The organism is Ruegeria sp. AH7 (assembly GCF_056541325.1).
Genome location: NZ_JBQFYF010000002.1, coordinates 632,641 through 654,663, shown reverse-complemented (window position 1 = coordinate 654,663; position 22,023 = coordinate 632,641). Strand labels below are relative to the sequence as shown.

The window sequence follows — 22,023 nt, the reverse complement described above, 5'->3', positions numbered from 1 at the left end:
ACGCCCCTAGGAATTGCGATGTCGTTTCAATCTGAATGGCAGGTTTAGCTCTCCCGCAGGAGCAGCGACGCCTCGGTGTCTGCCGACCGTGCCCAAGGGCTAACATGCCCAGCCCCGGCAGCCAAGCCTTCGATGACCTATGCCTGCAGGCGCTGCGCCATCCACTGATCGATCCGTTCGATCTGCTCAGGCTTCAGCCGCAAACCCAGCTTATTGCGTCGCCAGACCACATCCTCGGCCCGGCGGGCATATTCCTTGTCCATGAGCCATGCAACCTCGCGCGCGGTGAGCGCTGCGCCGAAATTCTCGCCCAGATCGGCAGCCTTTGTTGCATCGCCCAAGATCGTTTGCGCCTCGGTCCCGTAGGCACGGATCAGGCGCGCTGCCCATGCGGTGTCGAGGAATGGATAGTCTGCAACCAGCTTGTCGCTTAGCGCCTGCAAGCCATCAACAGGGAAATCCCCGCCAGGCAGAGCCACACCCGCCGTCCAGGGGCCTGGCAAATCCGGGAAATGCTCGCCCACCTTCTCCAGCGCGCTTTCAGCCAGACGGCGGTAGGTGGTGATCTTGCCACCGAACACGTTCAGCACCGGCGCGCCGCCGATGGCGTTCACTTTCAACGTATAATCCCGCGTTGCCGCCGTCGCACTGCTGGCCCCGTCGTCATAGAGCGGGCGCACGCCGGAATAGGTCCAGACGATATCGTCCTTGGTGACTGGTTGCGCGAAGTATTTGGTTGCAAAGGCGCAGAGGTAGTCCTTCTCATCCTCGGTACAGACCGGGTGTTCAGACGGATCCGCATGGTCCTGATCAGTTGTGCCGATCAGCGTGAAATCCTGCTCGTACGGAATTGCAAAGATGATGCGCCCGTCTTCGCCTTGAAAGAAATAGCACTTGTCATGGTCGTACAGCTTGCGCGTCACGATATGGCTGCCGCGCACCAGCCGCACGCCTTCGCGTGAATTCACGTGGATTTTGGATTGGATGATATCACCAACCCATGGGCCACCGGCGTTGATCAGCATCTTGGCGCGGATCACACGCGTTTCATCACTGTCGCGATCCCTGACCGTAACCTCCCACAGATCGTCAACCCGATGGGCCGAGATCACCTCGGTCCGCACCATGATCTGCGCCCCGCGCGCCTCGGCATCGCGGGCGTTCAACACGACCAACCGCGCGTCCTCGATCCAGCAATCGGAATATTCGTAGGCGGTTTCGAACTTTTTCTGCAAAGGCGCGCCTTCGGGTGCGCTGCTCAGGTTCAAAGAACTGGTCCCCGGCAGGATCTTACGCCCGCCGAGATTGTCGTACAGAAACAACCCCAACCGGATCAGCCAGGCCGGACGCCGCCCGCGCATCCATGGCATCACGGTGCTGAGTAATTTTGAGGTCGGCGTTTCGGAATCAAACCGCATATCCTTGTGGTACGGCAGCACAAAGCGCATCGGCCAGCTGATATGCGGCATCGCACGCAGTAGCGTCTCACGCTCGATCAGCGCCTCGCGGACCAGCCGGATTTCGAAATACTCCAGATAGCGCAGACCCCCATGAAACAACTTGGTCGAGGCTGACGAGGTGGCTGAGGCCAGATCGTTCATCTCAGCCAAGACCACCGACAACCCGCGCCCGGCAGCGTCGCGCGCGATACCGCAGCCGTTGATCCCGCCGCCGATGATGAAAAGGTCTGTGATATTATCGCTTGTCGACGTCATGGCCTATGATTCCCACTCAAATCCGGTTGCCTGCATTAATCAGAGCACCCTTCGCATGATCAAGCTTTATGTTCGTTTATTTTCGTTTTGCAACACAGCCATGAATTTCCCGCAGGGAAACTTGCCAAATCGACGTGAAAGAACATAAACGAAGATGTCTGAACCACACGGAAACGCCGATGTCCCTGTCCTTTCGCCAAGCTGATATTCTTGAGATCGCCAGCACCGAAGGGCGCGTTACGGTCGATGGGTTGGCCGAACGGTTTGGGGTCACTGTCCAGACCATCCGACGTGACCTGTCCGAACTGGCAGAGGCCGGCAAGCTAGACCGAGTACACGGTGGCGCGGTTCTACGGTCGAGCCTGGCCAATATCGAATACGAGGATCGCCGCACGCTGAATGCTGACGCCAAGACCCTGATGGCGCAGGCCTGCGCCCAGGATATTCCCGATGGTGCATCGGTTTTTCTGAATATCGGCACCTCAACCGAAGCAGTTGCCCGCCAGTTGCTGACCCACAAGAACCTGATGGTGGTGACCAACAACATGAATGTCGCCAATATTCTGGTCGACAACCCGGATTGCGAAATCGTGGTGGCGGGTGGCATGCTGCGCCGCTCGGACGGGGGGCTGATCGGCAACCTGACCGTGTCGACAATACGCCAGTTCAAATTCGACTACGCGGTGATTGGATGTTCCGCACTGGATGCAGATGGCGATTTACTTGATTATGACTTCCAAGAAGTCCATGTCAGCCAAACCATTATCGCACAAGCGCGGCGGTGCCTTCTGGTTGCAGATCATTCGAAATTCCATCGCTCAGCACCGGCTCGGATCACCTCAATGGCTGAGATGGATACGGTTTTTACCGATCAGCTGCTGCCCGAGGATTTGGTGCAGAAATGTGTCGCCTGGGAAACCAAGGTTCGTATCTGCGACAGCTCTTAGACTGCCGCGTAAATCCACTACAAATAGATTGACGATCCCCTGCCTAAACCTGAGGATAGGGCCACCGTCCAGAAAAGGAGGCGCGAGCATGGGACTATTGGGGCAACCCTTGGGCTATTATGACTACCTGACCTTTGTTGCACTGATCCTGCTTCTGGCCGCGGTGATGGGCCTCTTTCTGTTCCTTATGGGGCTGCCCGGCCGGATTGCGATCAAACGCAACCATCCGCATGCCGAGGCAGTGAAGATCATGGGTTGGATGGGATTTCTGGCTGTTGTGCCTTGGGTCCATGCTTTTATGTGGGCATTCCATGACGGCATCACGGTCGATATGCGCCGTGGGCCGGATGAAGAAAAAGAAGCCATCCGCAAAGACATTGAACGTCTGGGAGGAACGGTGAAAGAAGAATATCAGGCCGCGTCCGACGAGACGCAGAAAAGCTAAGGCCAAAGGAAACACTCAGACATGTTCGTCGCCCTCGGCATTACGCTGTTCTACATCATTTTTGTCTGGTTCATCTTCTTCAAGATGGAGTGGCTCAAGTTCAACATCGCCTGGGGCATCGTCTCGTTTTGGGTGGGTGCGCACTTGCTGCTGATTTTCCTTGTTGCGTTGCGGTTCTTTCAACCCTTCTCAGTCGACAGCCATGTGGTGCGATCCACCATTCAGATCGTCCCGAAGCTGACGCAGCCCACCATCCTGACCGAAGTTCTGGTTGAACCGAACACACCTGTGACAAAGGGCGATCCGCTTTATCGCTTTGATGATACGGTTTTTTCGTTTGCTGTAGACAATGCGCAGGCTCAATTGGTCGCGGCGCAGCAGAACGCAAAAATCCTGGAACAGGATGTCATTGCCAAGACCGAAGCAGTCGAGCGGGCAAATGCACAGCTGGACTATGCTCTGACCGAGCAAGCCCGGTACGAAAATCTGGTCCCCGCCGGTGGCGCACGTCAGGATGAGCTGGATCGCTGGAACGAACAGGTGGCCGAAGATACAGCAGGTGTTAAACAGGCAACCGCGAACCTGCAAAAGGCGGTTCTGGCGCAGGAATCCCAGATCGACGGGGTGAATACCGGCATTCTGCAAGCACAGGCACAATTGGCCGAGGCCGAATACTTCCTGAACAACACAACGATCTACGCCCCCGAAAACGGCATGATCGTCTCGCAACAGGCCCGTCCCGGTCTGGTCGTTGGCGATATCCGTCTGGGCGCGATTGCCAGCTTCGTGACCGAAGATAACCCCTATCTGCTGGCCACGTTCCGTCAGCAGAACCTGAAATTTGTCGAGGTTGGGCAAGAGGTTGAGGTCGCGCTGGACCTCTACCCCGGAGAGATCCTACCCGGCAAAGTCGAGGCGATCTGGTGGGCCACGCGTCAAGGGCAGTATCTGCCCTCGGGTCGCCTGCCCGGCTTTGAGCTGCCAAAGCTTCCCGGTCGGATCGCGGTTCAGATCACGGTCGAGATGCCCGAAGAGCATATCCTGCCAGCGGGCGGTCACGCTGCTGTTGCCATCTATACCGGTCAGGGAAAAAGTTTTGAGTTCCTGAGGCGCATCAACATCCGCCTCTATTCCTTCGCCAACTTCATCCGACCGCTGGACATTTGAGGACGCAGACCATGAAACGGGCCACCATTCGCAATTTGATGGGAACGGCCCTTTGCGCGGCGATGCTGGCTGCCTGCACTCCGCTGGGCCCCGATTTTGTGCGCCCGAACTCGCCGGTCGTGAAAGAATGGATCGAGGTCAACAGCCCAAGCGCAGGACAAAGCGGTCTGACCGCGCGCAGCGCGCCGGTTGTGAAGTGGTGGGAGACGTTCAATGACCCCACCCTAAACAAACTGGTGGCCGAAGCCTATGCCCAGAACCTGAGCTTGCAAGTTGCAGGGGCACGCGTATTGCAAGCGCGGGCGCAGCTGGGGATCGCCTTTGGTGAGCTTTATCCGCAATCGCAGGCGCTTGGCGGGTCTCTGCAACGGCGCGAGATCAGTGACAATCTTGGCCCGATTGCAGACATCAATCGGATCATCCCGCTGGATACAGAGTTTTCGACCTCGCAAGTGGGCTTTGATGCCCAATGGGAGCTGGACGTCTGGGGCGCACAGCGTCGCGGCGTGCAGGCGGCACGGTCGAACCTCGCCTTGCAGGTGGCGAACTATGATGACGCGTTGGTCACGCTGACCGGGGATGTCGCGGCGCTTTACGTCAATATCCGCGCGTTGCAGGAGTCGCTGGCCGTTGCCCGTGAAAACATCAAGCTGCAGCAAGACTCGGCGGATCTGACGCAATTGCGGTTCAACAACGGAGTCACCACCGAACTGGACGTTCAGGAATCAACCGCCCTGTTGAACAACACCAAAGCGCTGGTGCCCGAGCTAGAGAGCGATCTGCAGCAGACCAAGAATGCGTTGGCCGTATTGCTGGGCGCGACACCTTCGCGGATGACCAACCTTCTGGGCAATTCCGGTCGCATCCCTTCGGCGCGCTCCAATGTCGCCGTGGGCGTTCCGGCCGAGTTGCTGCGCCGTCGCCCTGATGTCCGCGCTGCCGAACTGGCCGCGGCCACCCAATCGGCGCAGGTGGGTATCGCCATGGCGGACCTGTATCCACAGTTTGTCTTGTCTGGCTCAATCGGATTGCAAGCTTCGGGCGGGCGCGATCTGTTTAGCTCGAACAGCACGACGGGTCTGGCCAGCGCGGGTGCGGTTTGGAACGTACTGAACTACGGGCGCATCAAGAACAACGTGCGGGCGCAGGACGCGGCCTATCAGGCTTTGATCGCAAACTACCAGAACACCGTTCTAACGGCCTATTCCGAGGTGGAAAGCGCGATGGTCGCCTATGCACAGGCGCGCAAGCAGGTCGGGTTCTTTCAGCAAAGCGTCGACGCCTCACGCAAGGCTGCAGAGATTGCGATCAGCCAGTATCGTGATGGGATCGCCAGCTATTCACGCATTCTGAACACACAAACCGCGCTGCTGCGATCTCAGGCCAATCTAATCGAGGCACGCCAAGAGGTGTCCAGCAATCTGGTCGCTGTCTACAAGGGTCTGGGCGGCGGCTGGCAAATCCGTCAGAACCGGGAATTCCTGCCGGATACGGTTCTGGCCGAGATGGCCTATCGCACCGATTGGGGAGACCTGTTGCAACAGGCACCAACCGGAGCCAGCCTGAACTAACCCCTACTTGGTCAACCCGCGCAAACCGCCTGAGATCAGGATGTTCACCTCATAGAGGATGCGTGGAGCAGAGAACCCACCGGGGCTGGCCAGATAATTTGGGCTCCACTCCGGGTCGAACTTTTGTTTGAACGCACGCAGCCCTTCGAAGTGATAAAACTGTTCCCCGTGTTCATACACAAACCCGCCAATCCGGTTCCAGATTGAAGCGAGTTGGCGGTTTTCAATTCCAGAAAACGGCGCCGCGCCAAGTGAAAACCAATGAAAGCCCTGCTCGGATCCCCAGACCATCATCTCGGCAAACAGCGCATCCATGACAAAGCTGGGGCTGTCGGGCTCGTACCGCATCAGGTCCAGCGAGAGCTCGGATTTATTGCCACCCTGAAACAGATTGGCGAAGGCCTTGATCTGCCCGGTCTCACCGTTTCTCAGCACCGCATGATCGAAATAGGACAGATAGGCGTCATCAAAGCCGCCCAATGCAAACCCCTTTTCAGCCCCCGCCTTCTGCGCTAGCCAATCATCCGAGATTGTCCGAAGTTCCGGCAGCACCGGCGCAAGTTCCTCTTTCGGGATGATCTCAAATACATAGCCTTCCCGCTCGGCCCTGTTCTTGGCCTGCCGGAACCGCTTGCGAGATTTGCCGTCCAACGAGAATTCCTGAAGCGGCACGCGGGCAACCTCACCGATTTTCAGAATCGATAGGCCCAGATCAAGGAAGGTCGGCAAGTATTTGGTCGAAACGCTATAGAAGGCGCACAGCTTGCCCTCTCGATCCGCCATCTCGCGCAGTTGCCAGATCAATTGCTGCCCTGCCTTTTCATCCCCCACTGGCTCTCCCTTGGAAATGATCGCATTTCCAGTGTCCGCGTAGGCAATAAAGGCCGTCTCATCCGGTGCAATCAGGAATTGCTTGTCCCCGGTCAGCGAAATCTGGGACTCTGTGTCCTCGCTCTGCATCACCAGCCGTTCCACGACCTCGGGGATATCAACGCGCTCGGGCACCGGAATCTCGCGACCGAACAACGAGGTGACCGCGACGATGCCCACGATCACGGCCACAACAAGGCTCGAGCGCAAAAAGCGTGAGGCATCGCCGTTCCAAGCAAATTCCCACCACAGCGCATTTTGGTATTCGACGTGCGAATAAGCAAAGAGGCCGATCCAGAAGATCACCGCCAGCAACACGACTACGCTGATCAGCCACGGAATGTTCAGCCGGAAGATCGACGCCCCGCTGACCCGGTAAAACGCCCCACGGAACAGCGCAAGAACAGCGATTGTACCCAGCATGCTGATGGCTTCGTGCGTGTCCAATCCCTTGGCAAGCGATGCGGCAAATCCCGCCGCCATCAGCAACATGGCGACGACCCAGGCGCGGTAGAGTTTGCGGAACAGACCCCTGGAGACCAATAACAGCAATACGCCGACTGCACTGCCCGCCAGATGCGAGGCCTCGACGAACGACAAGGGCAACACATCGCGCAAGACGCTGAGGTTTTGCGAATTCGATGGTAAAGCACCTGATACCAGCAAAATCACACCGGCAATCGCCGCCACACCCGCTGCCACCATCGGAACAATCGGGCGGATCGCTCGATAGACCCAGGTCGCCGCTCCGCCGATCCGGTGGCGTTGCGTCAGGGCCGAGGCGACGGCGATCGACAAGCTTGCGATAGCGAAAGGCACAAAGGTGTAGACAACGCGATACAACAGCAGCGCCGCGATCACATCCGACCTGCCCGACGCGCCCAGCCCTGCGATGATCGTAGCCTCGAACACGCCGATCCCGCCGGGGGCATGGCTTAGGATACCCACCGCAATGGCGCCGACATAGATCGCAAAGAAATACGGGAATCCAACACCCAGATCATCGGGCATCAGCACGTAGAGCACCATGGATGCGCCAAACAGGTCGCCCAAGGCTGCAAGTGTCAACAGGCTGGCCAGCTTCCCGCCGGGCAGATCGAATTCGAACCCTGCAAATGAAAACCGGCGCCCACCGCTGGACAACCAGGCAAAAACCGCCACCAATCCAACCAGTAAAAACAGGCCAATCGCCGTCTCTACCGTTTCACTGATGGGCAGAACTTTGGATATCCCATCCGGGTGCAACGTCAAAAGCACCCCCAGGATCAAAGTCAGCCCCATCCAGAATGCCACCCAGGACGTGGCGATCACCCCTGCGACCCGTGCCAGATCCAACCCCAGCGAAGCGTAAATACGATACCGGATCGCGGTACCTGTGATGTATGAAAATCCCAGACAGTTCGAAACCGCATAGCCACTGGCCCCGGCCATGCCCGCAACCGGTAATGGTACCTCGCCGTCTGCAACACTTTGGACAGCAAAAACATCGTAGAAGGACAGCGACAAAAAGCTGACAGCGGTCCAGCACAGTGTGATGAAAAACACGGTCCACGGGGTTGCCGCGACATCAGATTGCACATCCGACCATTTCACATGCGCTGACAGGTCATGCAGTATCGTCAAAGCGACCAGCGTGATCACAACTGGAATGGCAATCCGCACCCACGGCTTTTCCAGAAGGCCTGTGAGCTTTTGAGCCCATTGCAGGGCTTTGGGCTCAACGCCTTGGTCTTGTGCGGTCATGGCTCTGGCCCCTGCCTGTGGATCACCTTTGGCGGAACTGTGTCACAATTTCCTTCCGGTTCAAAGCACTAGGGCGATTAAGATACGGAGTCACAACCGCCCCTTTCGCGTTGACAGCAGCAGGTTGGTTTCGGATCGGGTGATCCCTTCCATCCGTCTGATCTGAAACAGAACTTCATCCAGCTCTACCAGCGTTTCGGTGCCGATCTCAGCAATCAGATCCCAACTGCCATTGGTCGAATGTACGGCACGCACCTGACGCATGGCGCCGATCCGCGCCATGGTTCGTTCAGTGCCACGCCCTTCGATTTCCAGCATCATCAGGCCACGTACTGGGCTTTGAGCCTCATCCCGCCGGGTCAGCACAGTGAAACCGACGATCTCGCCGGACTGTTTGAGCCGCTGCATCCGACTGCGCACGGTCGTGCGGGTCACGCCCAATGTTTCCGCAAGTTCCGACAGGGATGCGCGCGCATCCCGATGCAAAGCGCTGATCAGGCGCGTATCCAGTTCGTCCATTAGATCTTTCCATTTCGGATTTTCAAAGCCCATTTTGAACAATTTGCGGGCTTCCAGCAAGATATATTGAGCGGCTAAATGAGCCTATGGACAACAAGCAGATTATTTTGGTCGGGGCCCCGATGGATTCGGGAAAACGGCGTCAGGGATGCCGGATGGGCCCCGATGCCCTTCGCGTAGCAGGGCTGGAACAGGCAATTGCCAATCTGGGACATAAGGTTGCGGACTGGGGCAATGTCGAACCCGATCAGGTTGATCTACCTCAGGATTCGCATCTGTTCTCACTACCCGAATGCGTCGGCTGGACCCGCGCCTTGAGCCGAACAGCTGAAAAGGCTGCCTCCGAGGGCACGCCTATCTTTATGGGTGGCGATCACGCGCTGTCGATGGGCACGGTTGCGGGTATGGCCGCGCATGCGCAACAGTTGAGCCGTCCCCTCTTCGTGCTCTGGCTTGATGCGCACAGCGATTTTCATACGCCGCAAAGCACAGACAGCGGCAATCTGCATGGCACGCCAGTGGCCTATTTCACCGGGCAATCGGGGTTCGAGGCCTTCCCCGCGCTTCCAGCAACCATCCCCACAGATCGCGTCGGGATGATTGGGCTGCGCTCGGTCGACCCTGCGGAACGTACCGTTTTGGAGCAAAAAAGCGCCATGCTGGCTGATATGCGCAGCATAGACGAACATGGGATCAAAGCCCCGTTGATGGCCTTTCTGGACCGTGTCCGCGCAGAAAACGGTATGCTCCATGTCTCATTGGACGTAGATTTCCTTGACCCTTCCATCGCTCCGGCTGTTGGCACCACTGTTCCTGGCGGTGCGACCGAGCGCGAGGCCCATCTGGCCATGGAGTTGTTGCATGAAAGCGGGCTGGTTTGTTCGCTTGACCTGGTCGAGCTGAACCCGTTCCTTGATGAACGCGGGCGCACCGCAAAGCTGGTAGTCGATCTGGCAGCCTCCCTGTTGGGGCGCCGGATCTTTGACCGCCCCACCCGGAGCTTCTGATGCTGTCTCTTCAAGCGTCTTCCGCAGTCGTCATGATCCGCCCGCATGCTTTTACATCCAATCCGGAAACGCGCGACGACAATGCGTTTCAAACACTGGCCAACCGATCGGCCAAAGCCACATCCGCGACTGCGCGCGACGAGCATGACAAAGCCGTTGAACAGCTGCGCGCTGCGGGCGTTACCGTGCATGTCTTTGACGACCACGGGGATCTGGACACGCCAGACAGTGTTTTCCCGAACAATTGGTTTTCCACCCACCCCGGAGGCCACGTGGCGATCTACCCGATGTTCGTTCCGTCCCGCAGACGTGAACGGCGCTCGGATGTCATCGAGTTGCTGAAACGCGAATACCGGGTGCAGGATGTCATCGATTATTCGGGGCTTGAGCAAGATGATCTCGCCCTGGAAGGGACCGGGGCGATGGTCCTCGATCACGTTGGCCGCATTGCCTACACGGTGAAATCAAACCGCGCCGACCCGGTTTTACTGGAAAGGTTCTGCACGCATTTCAACTATGAACCCATCGCTTTCGAAGCTCGTGACGCGGCAAATCGCGACGTGTATCATACCAATGTACTCATGGCGATTGGCACGCAATATGCACTGATCTGTCTGGACATGATCCCTGATGCCGAGCGGCGGGAAACCGTCAAGTCCCGGCTTGAGGAATCCGGACGAACGGTCGTTGATCTGTCTCATCAACAAATCGCTGAGTTCGCCGGAAACGCGATTGAGCTGACCAGTGAAAACGGGTTGGTGCTGGCTCTTTCCAGCCGAGCGTTGGCGGCACTGACGCCTAACCAGATTGCCACGATTGAGGAAAGCGCAACGCTATTGCCTCTTTCGGTTCCAACAATAGAAACTGCCGGTGGATCGGTACGCTGCATGATCGCGGGCATCCACCTGTCCCGCCGATAGGAGCAATAAATGCAGCCGTCAGATAAGGCCCTCGTACCCTTTGTATCCGTCGACAACATGATGCGGCTGGTTCACCATATCGGGGTCGAGCAGATGATCACCAGGATCGCAACTCAGATCAAGGCCGATTTTAAACGATGGGAAAGTTTCGACAAAACCCCCCGCATCCCGGCCCATTCTCCACATGGCGTGATCGAGTTGATGCCGACCTCGGATGGCGAAGCTTACGGATTCAAATATGTCAACGGCCACCCGAAGAACACCTCCGAAGGTCTTCAGACTGTCACGGCTTTTGGCCTGCTGGCAGATGTATACACGGGTTACCCGACCCTGCTGACCGAGATGACCATGCTGACCGCCCTGCGCACTGCCGCTACGTCAGCCTTGGTCGGCCAGTATCTGGCCCCGAAAAACGCGAGGGCGATGGCAATGATCGGCAATGGCGCGCAGTCCGAATTCCAGTGTCTGGCCTTTAAAACCATGTGTGGCGTCGACACTGTCCGTCTTTATGACATTGACCCGAACGCAACCGCCAAATGCGCCGCCAACCTGCAAGGCAAGGGCCTGACCGTCGTATCGTGCAAGACCGCCGAAGAGGCCATTGAGGGTGCCCAGATCATCTCGACCTGCACCGCAGACAAGAAGTATGCCACCATCCTGACCGACAACATGGTCGGCCCTGGTGTGCATATAAACGCCATCGGTGGCGATTGCCCGGGCAAAACCGAGTTGCACCGCGATATCTTGTTACGCTCTGAAATTTTCGTGGAATATCCCGAGCAGACAAGGATCGAAGGTGAGATTCAAGCGCTTGAAGACGATCATCCGGTGACAGAGATGTGGCAGGTAATGACAGGACAAGCCGAGGGGCGCAAAGATGATCGGCAGATTACTCTGTTTGACAGCGTGGGCTTTGCCATCGAAGATTTCTCGGCCTTGCGGGTCATCAAGAACGTGGTCGCCGAGACAGAATTCTTCGAGCCACTGGATATGCTGGCGGACCCGGATGATCCGCGTGATCTGTTTGGCATGTTGATGCGGGCGCAATAGCGCACCGACGCCAATTCACCGTCTGGCCACGCAAAAAGGGGCTCTGCCCCCGCCGCCCTTCGGGACATTTTTGGCCAGATGAAATAATGGATCATTAACCAAAACCACTGAATAGAGAGAGGCGGTACAGGCAGGGATGCCGATGGCCGCGCCAGGTGAAGCTCTCTGGGCGGAAGTTCAGAGAGTGGATCCCTTCTTCATCTGGCCAAAAATATCCCGGAGCGCGAGGCAGAGCCTCGCTAAACTCTACCCCGCCAAGGATGGCAGGAAGAGAACAATGCCCGGGAAGGCCACAAGCAGCGCAATCGTCAACGCGTCGGCAATGAAGAACGGTGTCACACCTTTAAATACATCCTGAACACTCAGATCAGGCCGCACGCCGGCGACAACGAAACAGTTCAAGCCAATGGGCGGCGTGATCAGACAAAACTCGGCCATTTTGACGACCAGAATACCAAACCAGATCGCACACATCGGACCGGACATGCCAAAGGCGCTGTCAGCCGCACTGACGGTTTCACCGCCATTCAAGGCCATCACCGCCGGGTAGACAACTGGAAGGGTCAGCAAGAGCATCCCAATGGCATCCATGAACATGCCCAGCACAGCATAGGCCAGAAGAATGCAGATCAGGATCAACATTGGGGACATCTCAAGGGACGTAATCCAGTCCGAGAATGCGCCCGGCAAATCTGCGAATCCCAGAAAGCGCACATAGATCAAGACACCCCAGATGATCGAAAAGATCATTGCTGTCAGTTTGGCGGTTTCCAGCAGGGCGGACTTGAACTCGGGCCAGCGCATGCCGTGAAACAGGGCAAAACAGAAGACGATGAAAGCCCCTATTGCGCCGCCTTCGGTCGGGGTACCCCAGGCTTTGTCGCCGAAGGGGTTATAGACAAAGCAGATGATAATCAGGATCACGGCCACGATCGGAATGGCACCGGGCAGTGCGGCGAAGCGCTGTTTCCAACTGAAACCTGTCACCGGAGGACCCACCGATTTAAACACAACCGCGATGCCGACGATCAATAGGCCATAAACAAGCGCTGAGAACGCTCCGGGTATGAACCCCGCCAGAAGCAATTTACCGACGTCTTGTTCAACGATTATGGCGTAGATCACAAGGATCGCCGAAGGCGGGATAAGTGAGGCCAAGGTACCGCCTGCAGCAACGACCCCGGCGGCAAAGCGTTTGTTGTAGCCCACGCTCAGCATCTCTGGGATTGCAATGCGCGCGAACACGGCAGATGTCGCAACTGAGGCACCGGATACTGCGGCAAACCCAGCGGTGGCGAAAATGGTCGAAACCGCCAACCCGCCGGGCACCCAGGCGATCCAGCGTTTGGCGGCTTCAAAAAGCGCCCGCGTCAGACCGGCGTAATAAGCCAAATAGCCGATCAGGATGAAGGTTGGAATCAGACTGAGCGTATGAGCGGCCACTTTGGAATGCGGCACCTGCCCGGCTGTTTTCACGGCCACTGTAACGGCTTTGCCAAAACGGTCCGGATCGTAGCCGAACTTGGCCCAGAAAATCCAAATCAGCCCGATTAACCCGGCCAGACCCGCAGCAAAGGCCACGCGCATCCCGGTTACAACAAGAAGCAGCAGGCCTCCGGTGACCCAAAGGCCAATCTCAATCGTATCCATGCGCTAGTCCTGCCCTTCGAACTGTTCCGCCTCGGCAGCGGCTTGGGCGGCGGCGTCCTGGATCAATGGAACGGCAACCGGCGTCTCAAGACCCAGCACTAAGGCGCGCCCGTATCCCCAAACCTGCAGAACCAGCCGCATGCACAACACCGAGAACGCCACTGGCGCCAACAGTTTGGCAGGCCAAAGCGGTATACCAATGTCGATTGAACTGTCGCGGCTCCATAGCGGAGCGCCGAAATCGAAGGACCGGTCAAAATGTGACCAGCTGCCCCAGACCAGGGCGAGCATCAGGATAAGGATCAGAAGGACCGACATAAGTTCAAACAACCACAAGGCCCGCCCCTGCAGGCGAGAGATCACGATGTCCATGCGGATATGCCCGCCATCGCGCTGCACATATGAAATGCCCAGAAAGGCAATCAGCGGCATCGCCTGTTCGATCCAATCCACATAGCCAGGCAGCGGCGCGTTAAAGGCGTTCCGACCACTGACCGAGACAACGGCCAGAACCATAAGGCTGAACACGGCGAAGCCGCTGATCAGCGCCATGAATTTTTCAAGCGTCAGCAAGCGCTGATCCAGCTGGCTAAGGCGGCTGCCATCTTCCAGCACCGTGGCTTGACCTGCCATTCCGGTGATCCTTTATAGTGAAGCAATACGGGCACCGCTAAGGGTGCCCGAAAGTAAGATCAGTTCCCGCCGCGCTGTTGCTGCAGCGTGGCTTGAACAAGATCATAGAGTTCTTGCGCCGGAAGGCCCTGGGCAGACATATCTGCGATCCACTGTTCACGGATCGGATCAGCCGCCTTTGTGCGGAACTCTTCGATGACCGCGTCGTCGATCATCACTTTCTGAACGCCTTTTTCGGACAGAACGCTATCCCATTGCTCGAGCAGACCGCCATAGTTCGCCAGATAATGCGCAATTGCTTCGTCAATCGAGCTGTCGAGCGCTTCGCGATGCTCGGGCGACAACGCCTCATAGGCATCGATGTTCACAACAACCGGGCAATTCACAGTGCCGGGGTTCAGGTTCGCTGTCCACCAATCGGCCTCATTGATCGTACCGAAGGATAGATGCGCGTGCTGAGCGAAGGCCACGGTGTCAACAACACCGGATTCCATCGCGTTGTAAGCTTCGGTTGCGGGAACTGATGTCGGAACCCCGCCCACAGCCTCGAACGCCTGACCAAGACCACCGGTTGCACGGACACGCATACCTTCGAAATCGGCCAATTGATCTCGTGGATCGCCGGTGCCCACAAGATTGTATTGCGGCATGGGCGAGGTCATCAGGATGCGCGCATTCCACTGTGCCATTTCATCAGCCACGGCCGGATGGTCATAAACCGCATGGCTGACAGCAACTTCTTCTTCCAGATTGTTCACGCCCAGGAAAGGCAGTTCCAGCACGGTGATCGCGCGGTTCTTGTCGCGATGATAGCCTGCGCAGAACTGCGCGACTTCAAAAGCGCCGATCTCGATCCCGTCCAAGTTTTCGCGCGGCTTGGACAGGCCACCATAGCTAACATTGATCGTGAATTCGCCACCGGTTTTTTCGTTCACCAGTTCGGATAGCTTTTCAACATGCTCGGTAAAGGCGCGCCGCTTGCCCCAGACCGAAGCATTCCACTCTGTTGCAGCCGCCTCGGTCACAAAGGCGATCCCAAGGGCGGCGACAGCAGCACCGCTCAAATACTTTTTCATTCTGATTTCTCCCTTATGTGCGCCTCTTCCCGAAGCGCTTGGCGAAAAGTTAGCGCCAACCCCCGCATCTGCCAACCCCGCAGACGCGGCAACGGATACCCGAAGCTCTGGACTCGGCTGTGTTTCACGCTTGGGTTTACTCTGACTCTGAGACCAAGCGGCGACTAGAGCTGCTTCAACCGCTGCGAAACGTGTTACATTCTACCCTTTGTTTTTATGTATTTATTTTAGACAGAAGGAAATTTTTTTACATATTTACACCAAGATTAGAAATTTTTTGACAAACAAATGCAGGGATTACGGCAATTTATTTATTTATTTTCAGAACGCAGCAATACTGCGCTCGGGGAGGAATGGGATCGACATTACCCGTTCAGCGGGCAAAGAAGATCCAGAACTATCCAGTCCAGAGGGAGGAGCCTCAAAAATGACTACCGCTGCCCAGGCAGATGCCAAGACATATGCGCCATCCGCAGATACCGTCGCCCGCGCGCATGTTGATGCCGCCAAATATGACGCGATGTATGCAGCTTCGATCAGTGACCCCGACGCTTTTTGGGCCGAGCAAGGCAAACGCGTCGACTGGATCAAACCCTTCTCTCAGGTCAAAGACGTCAACTACGATTTCGGCTCGGTCAAGATCAACTGGTTCGCAGACGGTACGCTGAACGTATCTGCCAACTGCTTGGACCGCCATCTTGAATCGCGCGGAGATCAGACCGCGATCATTTGGGAACCCGATGATCCAAATGATCCCGCCCAGCACATCACCTATGCTGAGTTGCACCGCCGTACGTGCCGGATGGCAAACATTCTGGAAACGCTGGGTGTGCGCAAAGGTGACCGGGTTGTGATTTATCTGCCGATGATCCCCGAGGCGGCCTATGCGATGCTGGCCTGTGCACGGATCGGCGCGATCCATTCGATTGTTTTTGCAGGCTTTTCACCAGACGCCCTAGCCGCGCGCGTCAATGGGTGTGACGCCAAGGTCGTCATCACAGCAGACGAAGCCCCGCGCGGGGGCCGTAAGACGCCACTGAAATCCAACGCCGATGCCGCCCTGCTGCACTGTAAGGACACAGTGAAATGCCTTGTTGTCAAACGCACGGGCGGTCAGACCACGTGGATTGACGGTCGCGACTGCGACTACAACGAAATGGCGCTGGAAGCGGATGACTATAGCGCACCTGCCGAGATGAGCGCCGAGGATCCGCTGTTCATCCTCTACACCTCGGGATCGACCGGTCAGCCCAAAGGCGTTGTTCATACGACCGGGGGCTATCTGGTTTACGCGGCCATGACGCATGAGATCACCTTCGACTACCACGATGGCGATATCTACTGGTGCACCGCGGATGTGGGCTGGGTGACCGGCCACAGCTATATCGTCTATGGACCGCTGGCCAATGGGGCGACCACGCTGATGTTCGAAGGCGTGCCAACCTATCCGGATGCCAGCCGCTTCTGGCAGGTGTGTGAGAAACACAAGGTCAATCAGTTCTATACAGCCCCGACCGCTATCCGTGCGTTGATGGGCCAAGGCACTGAGTTCGTCGAGAATTGCGATCTTAGCGACTTGCGCACATTGGGGACCGTGGGTGAACCGATCAACCCAGAAGCCTGGAACTGGTACAATGAGGTTGTCGGCAAAGGCAAATGCCCCATCGTGGATACATGGTGGCAGACCGAAACCGGTGGCCACCTGATGACCCCCCTGCCCGGTGCACACGCGATGAAGCCGGGCTCGGCCATGAAACCCTTCTTTGGCATTCAGCCCGTGGTTTTGGACCCGCAATCCGGGGTGGAGATCGAGGGCAACGGCGTCGAAGGCGTTCTGTGTATCAAAGACAGCTGGCCCGGTCAGATGCGCACCGTTTGGGGAGATCATGAGCGGTTCGAAAAGACCTATTTCTCGGACTACAAGGGCTACTACTTCACCGGTGACGGCTGCCGCCGGGATGAGGATGGTGACTACTGGATTACCGGTCGCGTTGACGATGTGATCAACGTCTCGGGCCACCGCATGGGCACCGCTGAGGTGGAAAGTGCGCTGGTTGCACATGCCGCTGTGGCCGAGGCGGCCGTGGTTGGGTATCCCCATGAAATCAAAGGGCAAGGTATCTATTGCTACGTCACTTTGATGAATGATCGTGAACCTTCGGATGAGCTGTTGAAAGAGCTGCGCACTTGGGTTCGAACCGAGATCGGACCAATTGCCAGCCCGGATGTCATTCAGTGGGCCCCCGGCCTGCCAAAGACCCGTTCGGGAAAGATCATGCGCCGCATCCTGCGCAAGATCGCCGAAAACGACTTTGGCAGCCTGGGCGATACTTCAACCCTCGCAGACCCGTCAGTGGTTGAAGACCTGATCGAAAACAGGGCCAACACCTAGGCCCTGACCTAAGACGACCTCATCGCCCGCTCTGGAGGATCTCGCGGGCGATGAGACACACGAATGGGAGGAGATAGGCCGCAAGGCTTTGATCCTGAAACCGAATACTTCGATTGAACCGCTTTGGCGGAACAGCGGAGTTTTGCCGGACGTCACGGGGCGTTTGGCACAACCAAGAAGCGGCGCATCGCACTGGAGGAGTTGTGCAGCGTCGCCCAAGAGGGAAGCGAAGGAGGACACCGCATGGCGGATCATTCATCAAACTCCGCGCAGGCTGCCGATGCCGATAAGGGCTATTGGCAGGCCAACCTGCGCCTCATCTACATCAGCCTCGTCATCTGGGCGCTGGTGTCGTTTGGATTCGGCATCCTGCTGCGTCCGCTTCTGTCGGGGATCGCCATCGGCGGCACCGATCTGGGCTTTTGGTTCGCTCAGCAAGGATCAATCCTGGTCTTTCTGGTGCTGATCTTCAACTACGCCTGGCGCATGAACAAGCTGGACGCTGAATACGGCGTGGACGAGGAGTAAGCGAACCATGGATCAGTTTACCATCAACCTGCTGTTTGTTGGCGCATCCTTCGCGCTCTACATCGGCATCGCGATCTGGGCCCGCGCTGGGTCCACATCTGAATTCTACGCTGCGGGCCGCGGCGTTCACCCGGTCACCAACGGTATGGCGACAGCGGCAGACTGGATGTCTGCGGCCTCGTTCATCTCAATGGCGGGCCTGATTGCCTTTACCGGCTATGACAACTCGACCTTCCTGATGGGTTGGACCGGTGGTTACGTACTGCTGGCACTGCTGCTTGCGCCCTACCTGCGTAAGTTTGGCAAGTACACCGTCTCGGAATTCATTGGCGACCGGTTCTACAGCCAGACCGCACGTGTTGTTGCGGTTGTCTGTCTGATCGTGGCGTCGGTGACTTACGTGATCGGTCAGATGACCGGCGTGGGCGTAGCCTTTGGCCGCTTCCTCGAGGTCGACAACACCACCGGACTGCTGATCGGTGCCGCTGTTGTGTTTGCCTACGCGGTGTTTGGCGGGATGAAGGGCGTGACCTACACTCAGGTCGCTCAGTACTGCGTGCTGATCACCGCCTACACCATCCCGGCCATCTTCATCTCGTTGCAGCTGACAGGCACGCCGATCCCGGCGCTGGGTCTGTTTGGCGACACCGCAAGTGGTGAGCCGCTGCTGACCAAGCTGGACGCAATCGTGACCGAGCTGGGCTTTAACGAATACACAGCCCACCATTCGAACACGCTGAACATGGTTCTGTTCACGCTGTCGCTGATGATCGGTACTGCCGGTCTGCCACACGTGATCATGCGCTTCTTCACCGTGCCGAAAGTCTCTGACGCACGTTGGTCCGCTGGCTGGACGCTGGTCTTCATCGCTCTGCTGTATCTGACCGCCCCTGCGGTTGGTGCCATGGCACGTCTGAACATCAGTGAAATGATGTGGCCCAATGGCGGCATCGAAGGTGGTGCTGTGAGTGTCGAACAGATCGACAACGACCAACAATATGACTGGATGGCCACGTGGCAGAAAACCGGCCTACTGGACTGGGAAGACAAGAACGGCGACGGTAAAATCCAGTACTACAACGACAAATCCGAAGCGATGCAGGCCATTGCGGAAGAAAAAGGCTGGGTTGGTAACGAGCTGACCAAGTTCAACCGCGACATCCTGGTTCTGGCGAACCCGGAAATTGCCAACCTGCCAGGTTGGGTTGTGGGTCTGGTTGCTGCCGGTGGTCTGGCTGCGGCCCTCTCCACAGCTGCGGGTCTGTTGCTGGCGATCTCGTCAGCGGTGTCCCACGACCTGGTCAAAGGGGCTATCAACCCGTCGATCTCTGAAAAGGGTGAGCTTCTGGCGGCGCGGATTGCAATGGCTGTGGCCATCGTGGTCGCAACTTGGCTGGGTCTGAACCCACCGGGCTTTGCGGCGCAAACCGTGGCCTTGGCGTTTGGTCTGGCGGCAGCCTCGATCTTCCCGGCGCTGATGATGGGGATCTTCTCGACCCGCATCAACAACACCGGCGCTGTCGCTGGCATGATGGCTGGTCTGGTCGTGACCTTGGTCTATATCTTCCTGCACAAGGGCTGGCTGTTCATTCCGGGCACCAACTCGTTCACCGATGCTGACCCGCTGCTGGGTCCGATCAAGTCGACCTCGTTCGGCGCCATCGGTGCAATGATCAACTTCGGCGTTGCTTACGTCGTTGCCGGCATGACCAAAGAGACTCCGCAGGAGATCAAAGATCTGGTCGAAAGCGTTCGCATTCCCCGTGGTGCTGGCGCAGCTCAGAATAAATGAGCATGATGCGGCGCATGGATAGATTCTGTGTTCCGCGTCTTTCGACTTACTGTTCCCGCCCGGCATTCCACCGGGCGGGATTTTTGCTTGGAGATCATTGAGCGTTCTGATGCCCCTGTCCCAATCGCAGATCACCCGGTTTCTGAAATCCGTTCATCCCTATGATGCGTTGCCCGAGGACGTGCTGGAAGATATCGCGCGCCGGGCTGACATTCAGGATGTGGACGCGGATGCGCAGCTTTATGATCTGGGGCACACCCTGCCCGGAGTCTTTCTAATCTACGAAGGGCTGGTCGAGATCACGGATGAAAACGGTGCTGTTGTCTCGCAACTGGGATTGCGCAATTCCTTTGGCGAACGGGGCTTGCTGCGTAATGGCAAAGCCGCGACACGTGCAACCGCGCAACGCGCATCTATCCTGATCATCCTGCCGCCCGATCTGGTGCAGGATCTGGTCACATCTCATAAGATCGTATCCCGATTTTTCAACCGAACCCGTGGGGATCGTTCCGGCCCTCAGAGCCTGGCCACCAGTGCCATCGACGTTCTGATGGCCCGTGATCCGGCGACCTGCCTACCCGATACCCCTGTCCCCGAGGCCGCGCGCCTTATGCGCGACAAGAAAATTTCATCCCTTTGCGTGACAAATGCCGACGCGTTGTTAGGGATCGCAACCCTGCGCGATATCTCAAGCAAATACGTGGCGGATGCACTGCCCCCGGACACGCCAATATCGGAGATCATGACCTCAAACCCCATTACGCTTTCGCCCACCGATATCGGGTCTGATGTGCTGCACATCATGATGGAGCGTGGGATCGGTCATATCCCCATTTGCAAGGCCGGTCAGCTGGTCGGGATTGTGACGCAAACCGACCTGACCCATTATCAAGCGGTGAACTCGGCAGAGTTGGTACGCAGAATTGCCCATGCCGATTCCCCCGCCGAAATGGCAACTGTTACGGCCGAGATACCGCAACTTCTGGTCCAGCTTGTGGCCGCGGGGAACCGGCACGAGATCGTGACTCGCCTGATCACCGATATCGCTGATACCGCCACGCGGCGATTGCTCGCGCTGGCCGAGGATACACTGGGGCCACCGCCTGTTCCCTATCTGTGGCTGGCCTGTGGCTCGCAAGGGCGTCAAGAACAGACAGGTGTGTCGGATCAGGACAATTGCCTGATGCTGGATGATAGTCTCACCGACGCTGATATGCCTTACTTTCAATCTCTGGCCAAATTCGTCTCGGACGGGTTGGATGTCTGCGGGTATTTCTATTGCCCCGGCGATATGATGGCGACCAATCCACGCTGGTGTCAGCCTCTACGGGTCTGGCGCGAATATTTCAGCAGCTGGATCGCTAAACCCAACCCCGAGGCACAGATGCTGGCCTCGGTCATGTTTGACCTGCGCCCCATCGGCGGCACGTTTGAACTGTTTGCCGATCTTCAGGCGAACACGCTGAAAGCGGCCAGTTCGAATTCAATCTTTGTGGCCCATATGATTGCAAACTCGCTGAGGCATACCCCCCCTTTGGGGCTGTTTCGCGGGTTTGCCACTGTTCGATCAGGAGAACATCGCAACACATTGGATCTAAAACATAATGGCGTGGTGCCAGTGGTTGATCTGGGCCGCATCTACGCCCTGCAAGGGCAGTTGACCGAAGCCAATACCCGCGCGCGACTGAAAGCGGCTGAGGCAGCAGGCGTGCTCAGCCCCTCGGGTGCACGGGACCTGCTGGATGCCTATGACCTGATCGCCGAAACCCGTCTGGAACATCAGGTTCGAAGGGTCAAATCAGGCGCGGGCCCGGACAATTACCTGCCCCCCTCGGATCTATCGGATTTCGAACGCAGCCACCTGCGCGACGCCTTTGTCGTGATTAAGACAATGCAATCTGCGGTAGGTCATGGCAAAGGGATGCTGGGTTAGGATCTGTTGACGCACTGACAGAGCAGATGAATTAAAGAAAGGGCCGTCTGCGCCCTGAAAGTGGA

Annotated in this window: 17 protein-coding genes; 11 read left to right on the top strand and 6 right to left on the bottom strand. The window is 57.4% G+C overall.

Going from position 1 to position 22,023, the window contains the following annotated elements:
- Nucleotides 1–137: 137 nt before the first annotated feature.
- A complete protein-coding gene (gene glpD, locus ACR0JX_RS07790; RefSeq protein ID WP_480542837.1) occupies nt 138–1,715 on the bottom strand; it encodes a glycerol-3-phosphate dehydrogenase in 1,578 nt (525 codons plus the stop codon).
- Nucleotides 1,716–1,894: 179 nt separating this feature from the next.
- On the opposite strand from glpD, the gene ACR0JX_RS07785 reads away from it, so the two are divergent.
- The 4 genes from ACR0JX_RS07785 to ACR0JX_RS07770 all read left to right on the top strand — a co-directional run bounded on the left by ACR0JX_RS07785 (nt 1,895) and on the right by ACR0JX_RS07770 (nt 5,845).
- On the top strand, nt 1,895–2,662 hold the full coding sequence (locus ACR0JX_RS07785; RefSeq protein WP_480542835.1) for a DeoR/GlpR family DNA-binding transcription regulator: 768 nt from the start codon (nt 1,895–1,897) through the stop codon (nt 2,660–2,662).
- Nucleotides 2,663–2,750: 88 nt separating this feature from the next.
- A complete protein-coding gene (locus tag ACR0JX_RS07780) occupies nt 2,751–3,107 on the top strand; it encodes a DUF3302 domain-containing protein (RefSeq protein WP_170530218.1) in 357 nt (118 codons plus the stop codon).
- 21 nt (nt 3,108–3,128) lie between these two features.
- Nucleotides 3,129–4,274 carry an HlyD family secretion protein gene (locus ACR0JX_RS07775; protein WP_480542833.1) on the top strand — a complete coding sequence of 382 codons (1,146 nt, stop codon included), beginning with the start codon at nt 3,129–3,131 and terminating at the stop codon, nt 4,272–4,274.
- An 11-nt stretch (nt 4,275–4,285) separates the two neighbouring features.
- Complete coding sequence (locus tag ACR0JX_RS07770; protein ID WP_480542831.1) at nt 4,286–5,845, top strand: efflux transporter outer membrane subunit; 1,560 nt, start codon at nt 4,286–4,288, stop codon at nt 5,843–5,845.
- Between the two features lie 3 nt (nt 5,846–5,848).
- Here the strand turns inward: ACR0JX_RS07770 and mprF are convergent, their stop codons facing one another.
- On the bottom strand, nt 5,849–8,458 hold the full coding sequence (gene mprF, locus ACR0JX_RS07765; RefSeq protein WP_480542829.1) for a bifunctional lysylphosphatidylglycerol flippase/synthetase MprF: 2,610 nt from the start codon (nt 8,456–8,458) through the stop codon (nt 5,849–5,851).
- A 90-nt stretch (nt 8,459–8,548) separates the two neighbouring features.
- The gene (locus tag ACR0JX_RS07760; protein ID WP_170530226.1) at nt 8,549–8,977 is read right to left on the bottom strand and encodes an Lrp/AsnC family transcriptional regulator; all 429 of its coding nucleotides are present in this window, start codon (nt 8,975–8,977) and stop codon (nt 8,549–8,551) included.
- Between the two features lie 86 nt (nt 8,978–9,063).
- On the opposite strand from ACR0JX_RS07760, the gene rocF reads away from it, so the two are divergent.
- Genes rocF through ACR0JX_RS07745 form a run of 3 tightly spaced genes read left to right on the top strand, consistent with a single transcriptional unit; the run spans nt 9,064 to nt 11,954 of the window.
- Nucleotides 9,064–9,984 (top strand): arginase, encoded by a 921-nt coding sequence (rocF, locus tag ACR0JX_RS07755; protein ID WP_480542827.1) that lies wholly within the window; start codon nt 9,064–9,066, stop codon nt 9,982–9,984.
- Nucleotides 9,984–10,904 (top strand): citrulline utilization hydrolase CtlX, encoded by a 921-nt coding sequence (gene ctlX / locus ACR0JX_RS07750; protein WP_480542825.1) that lies wholly within the window; start codon nt 9,984–9,986, stop codon nt 10,902–10,904. Before rocF ends, ctlX begins: the two co-directional genes overlap by 1 nt.
- Nucleotides 10,905–10,913: 9 nt before the next feature.
- Entirely contained in the window at nt 10,914–11,954 is a 1,041-nt protein-coding gene (locus ACR0JX_RS07745) for an ornithine cyclodeaminase (RefSeq protein ID WP_480542823.1), read from the top strand.
- A gap of 246 nt (nt 11,955–12,200) precedes the next feature.
- On the opposite strand, the gene ACR0JX_RS07740 is transcribed toward ACR0JX_RS07745, so the two are convergent.
- Genes ACR0JX_RS07740 through ACR0JX_RS07730 form a run of 3 tightly spaced genes read right to left on the bottom strand, consistent with a single transcriptional unit; the run spans nt 12,201 to nt 15,313 of the window.
- Complete coding sequence (locus ACR0JX_RS07740) at nt 12,201–13,604, bottom strand: TRAP transporter large permease (protein ID WP_353007050.1); 1,404 nt, start codon at nt 13,602–13,604, stop codon at nt 12,201–12,203.
- 3 nt (nt 13,605–13,607) lie between these two features.
- A complete protein-coding gene (locus tag ACR0JX_RS07735) occupies nt 13,608–14,237 on the bottom strand; it encodes a TRAP transporter small permease subunit (protein ID WP_480542821.1) in 630 nt (209 codons plus the stop codon).
- 59 nt (nt 14,238–14,296) lie between these two features.
- Complete coding sequence (locus ACR0JX_RS07730; RefSeq protein WP_353007048.1) at nt 14,297–15,313, bottom strand: C4-dicarboxylate TRAP transporter substrate-binding protein; 1,017 nt, start codon at nt 15,311–15,313, stop codon at nt 14,297–14,299.
- Between the two features lie 427 nt (nt 15,314–15,740).
- Here ACR0JX_RS07730 and acs point away from each other — a divergent pair, with 427 nt between their 5' ends.
- The 4 genes from acs to ACR0JX_RS07710 all read left to right on the top strand — a co-directional run bounded on the left by acs (nt 15,741) and on the right by ACR0JX_RS07710 (nt 21,958).
- The gene (gene acs / locus ACR0JX_RS07725) at nt 15,741–17,705 is read left to right on the top strand and encodes an acetate--CoA ligase (RefSeq protein WP_480542819.1); all 1,965 of its coding nucleotides are present in this window, start codon (nt 15,741–15,743) and stop codon (nt 17,703–17,705) included.
- Between the two features lie 243 nt (nt 17,706–17,948).
- Entirely contained in the window at nt 17,949–18,233 is a 285-nt protein-coding gene (locus ACR0JX_RS07720; protein WP_170530242.1) for a DUF4212 domain-containing protein, read from the top strand.
- A gap of 7 nt (nt 18,234–18,240) precedes the next feature.
- Nucleotides 18,241–20,025, top strand: a complete 1,785-nt coding sequence (locus tag ACR0JX_RS07715; protein WP_170530244.1) for a sodium:solute symporter family protein — start codon at nt 18,241–18,243, stop codon at nt 20,023–20,025.
- Nucleotides 20,026–20,134: 109 nt separating this feature from the next.
- On the top strand, nt 20,135–21,958 hold the full coding sequence (locus tag ACR0JX_RS07710) for a DUF294 nucleotidyltransferase-like domain-containing protein (RefSeq protein WP_480542817.1): 1,824 nt from the start codon (nt 20,135–20,137) through the stop codon (nt 21,956–21,958).
- Nucleotides 21,959–22,023 lie beyond the last annotated feature (65 nt).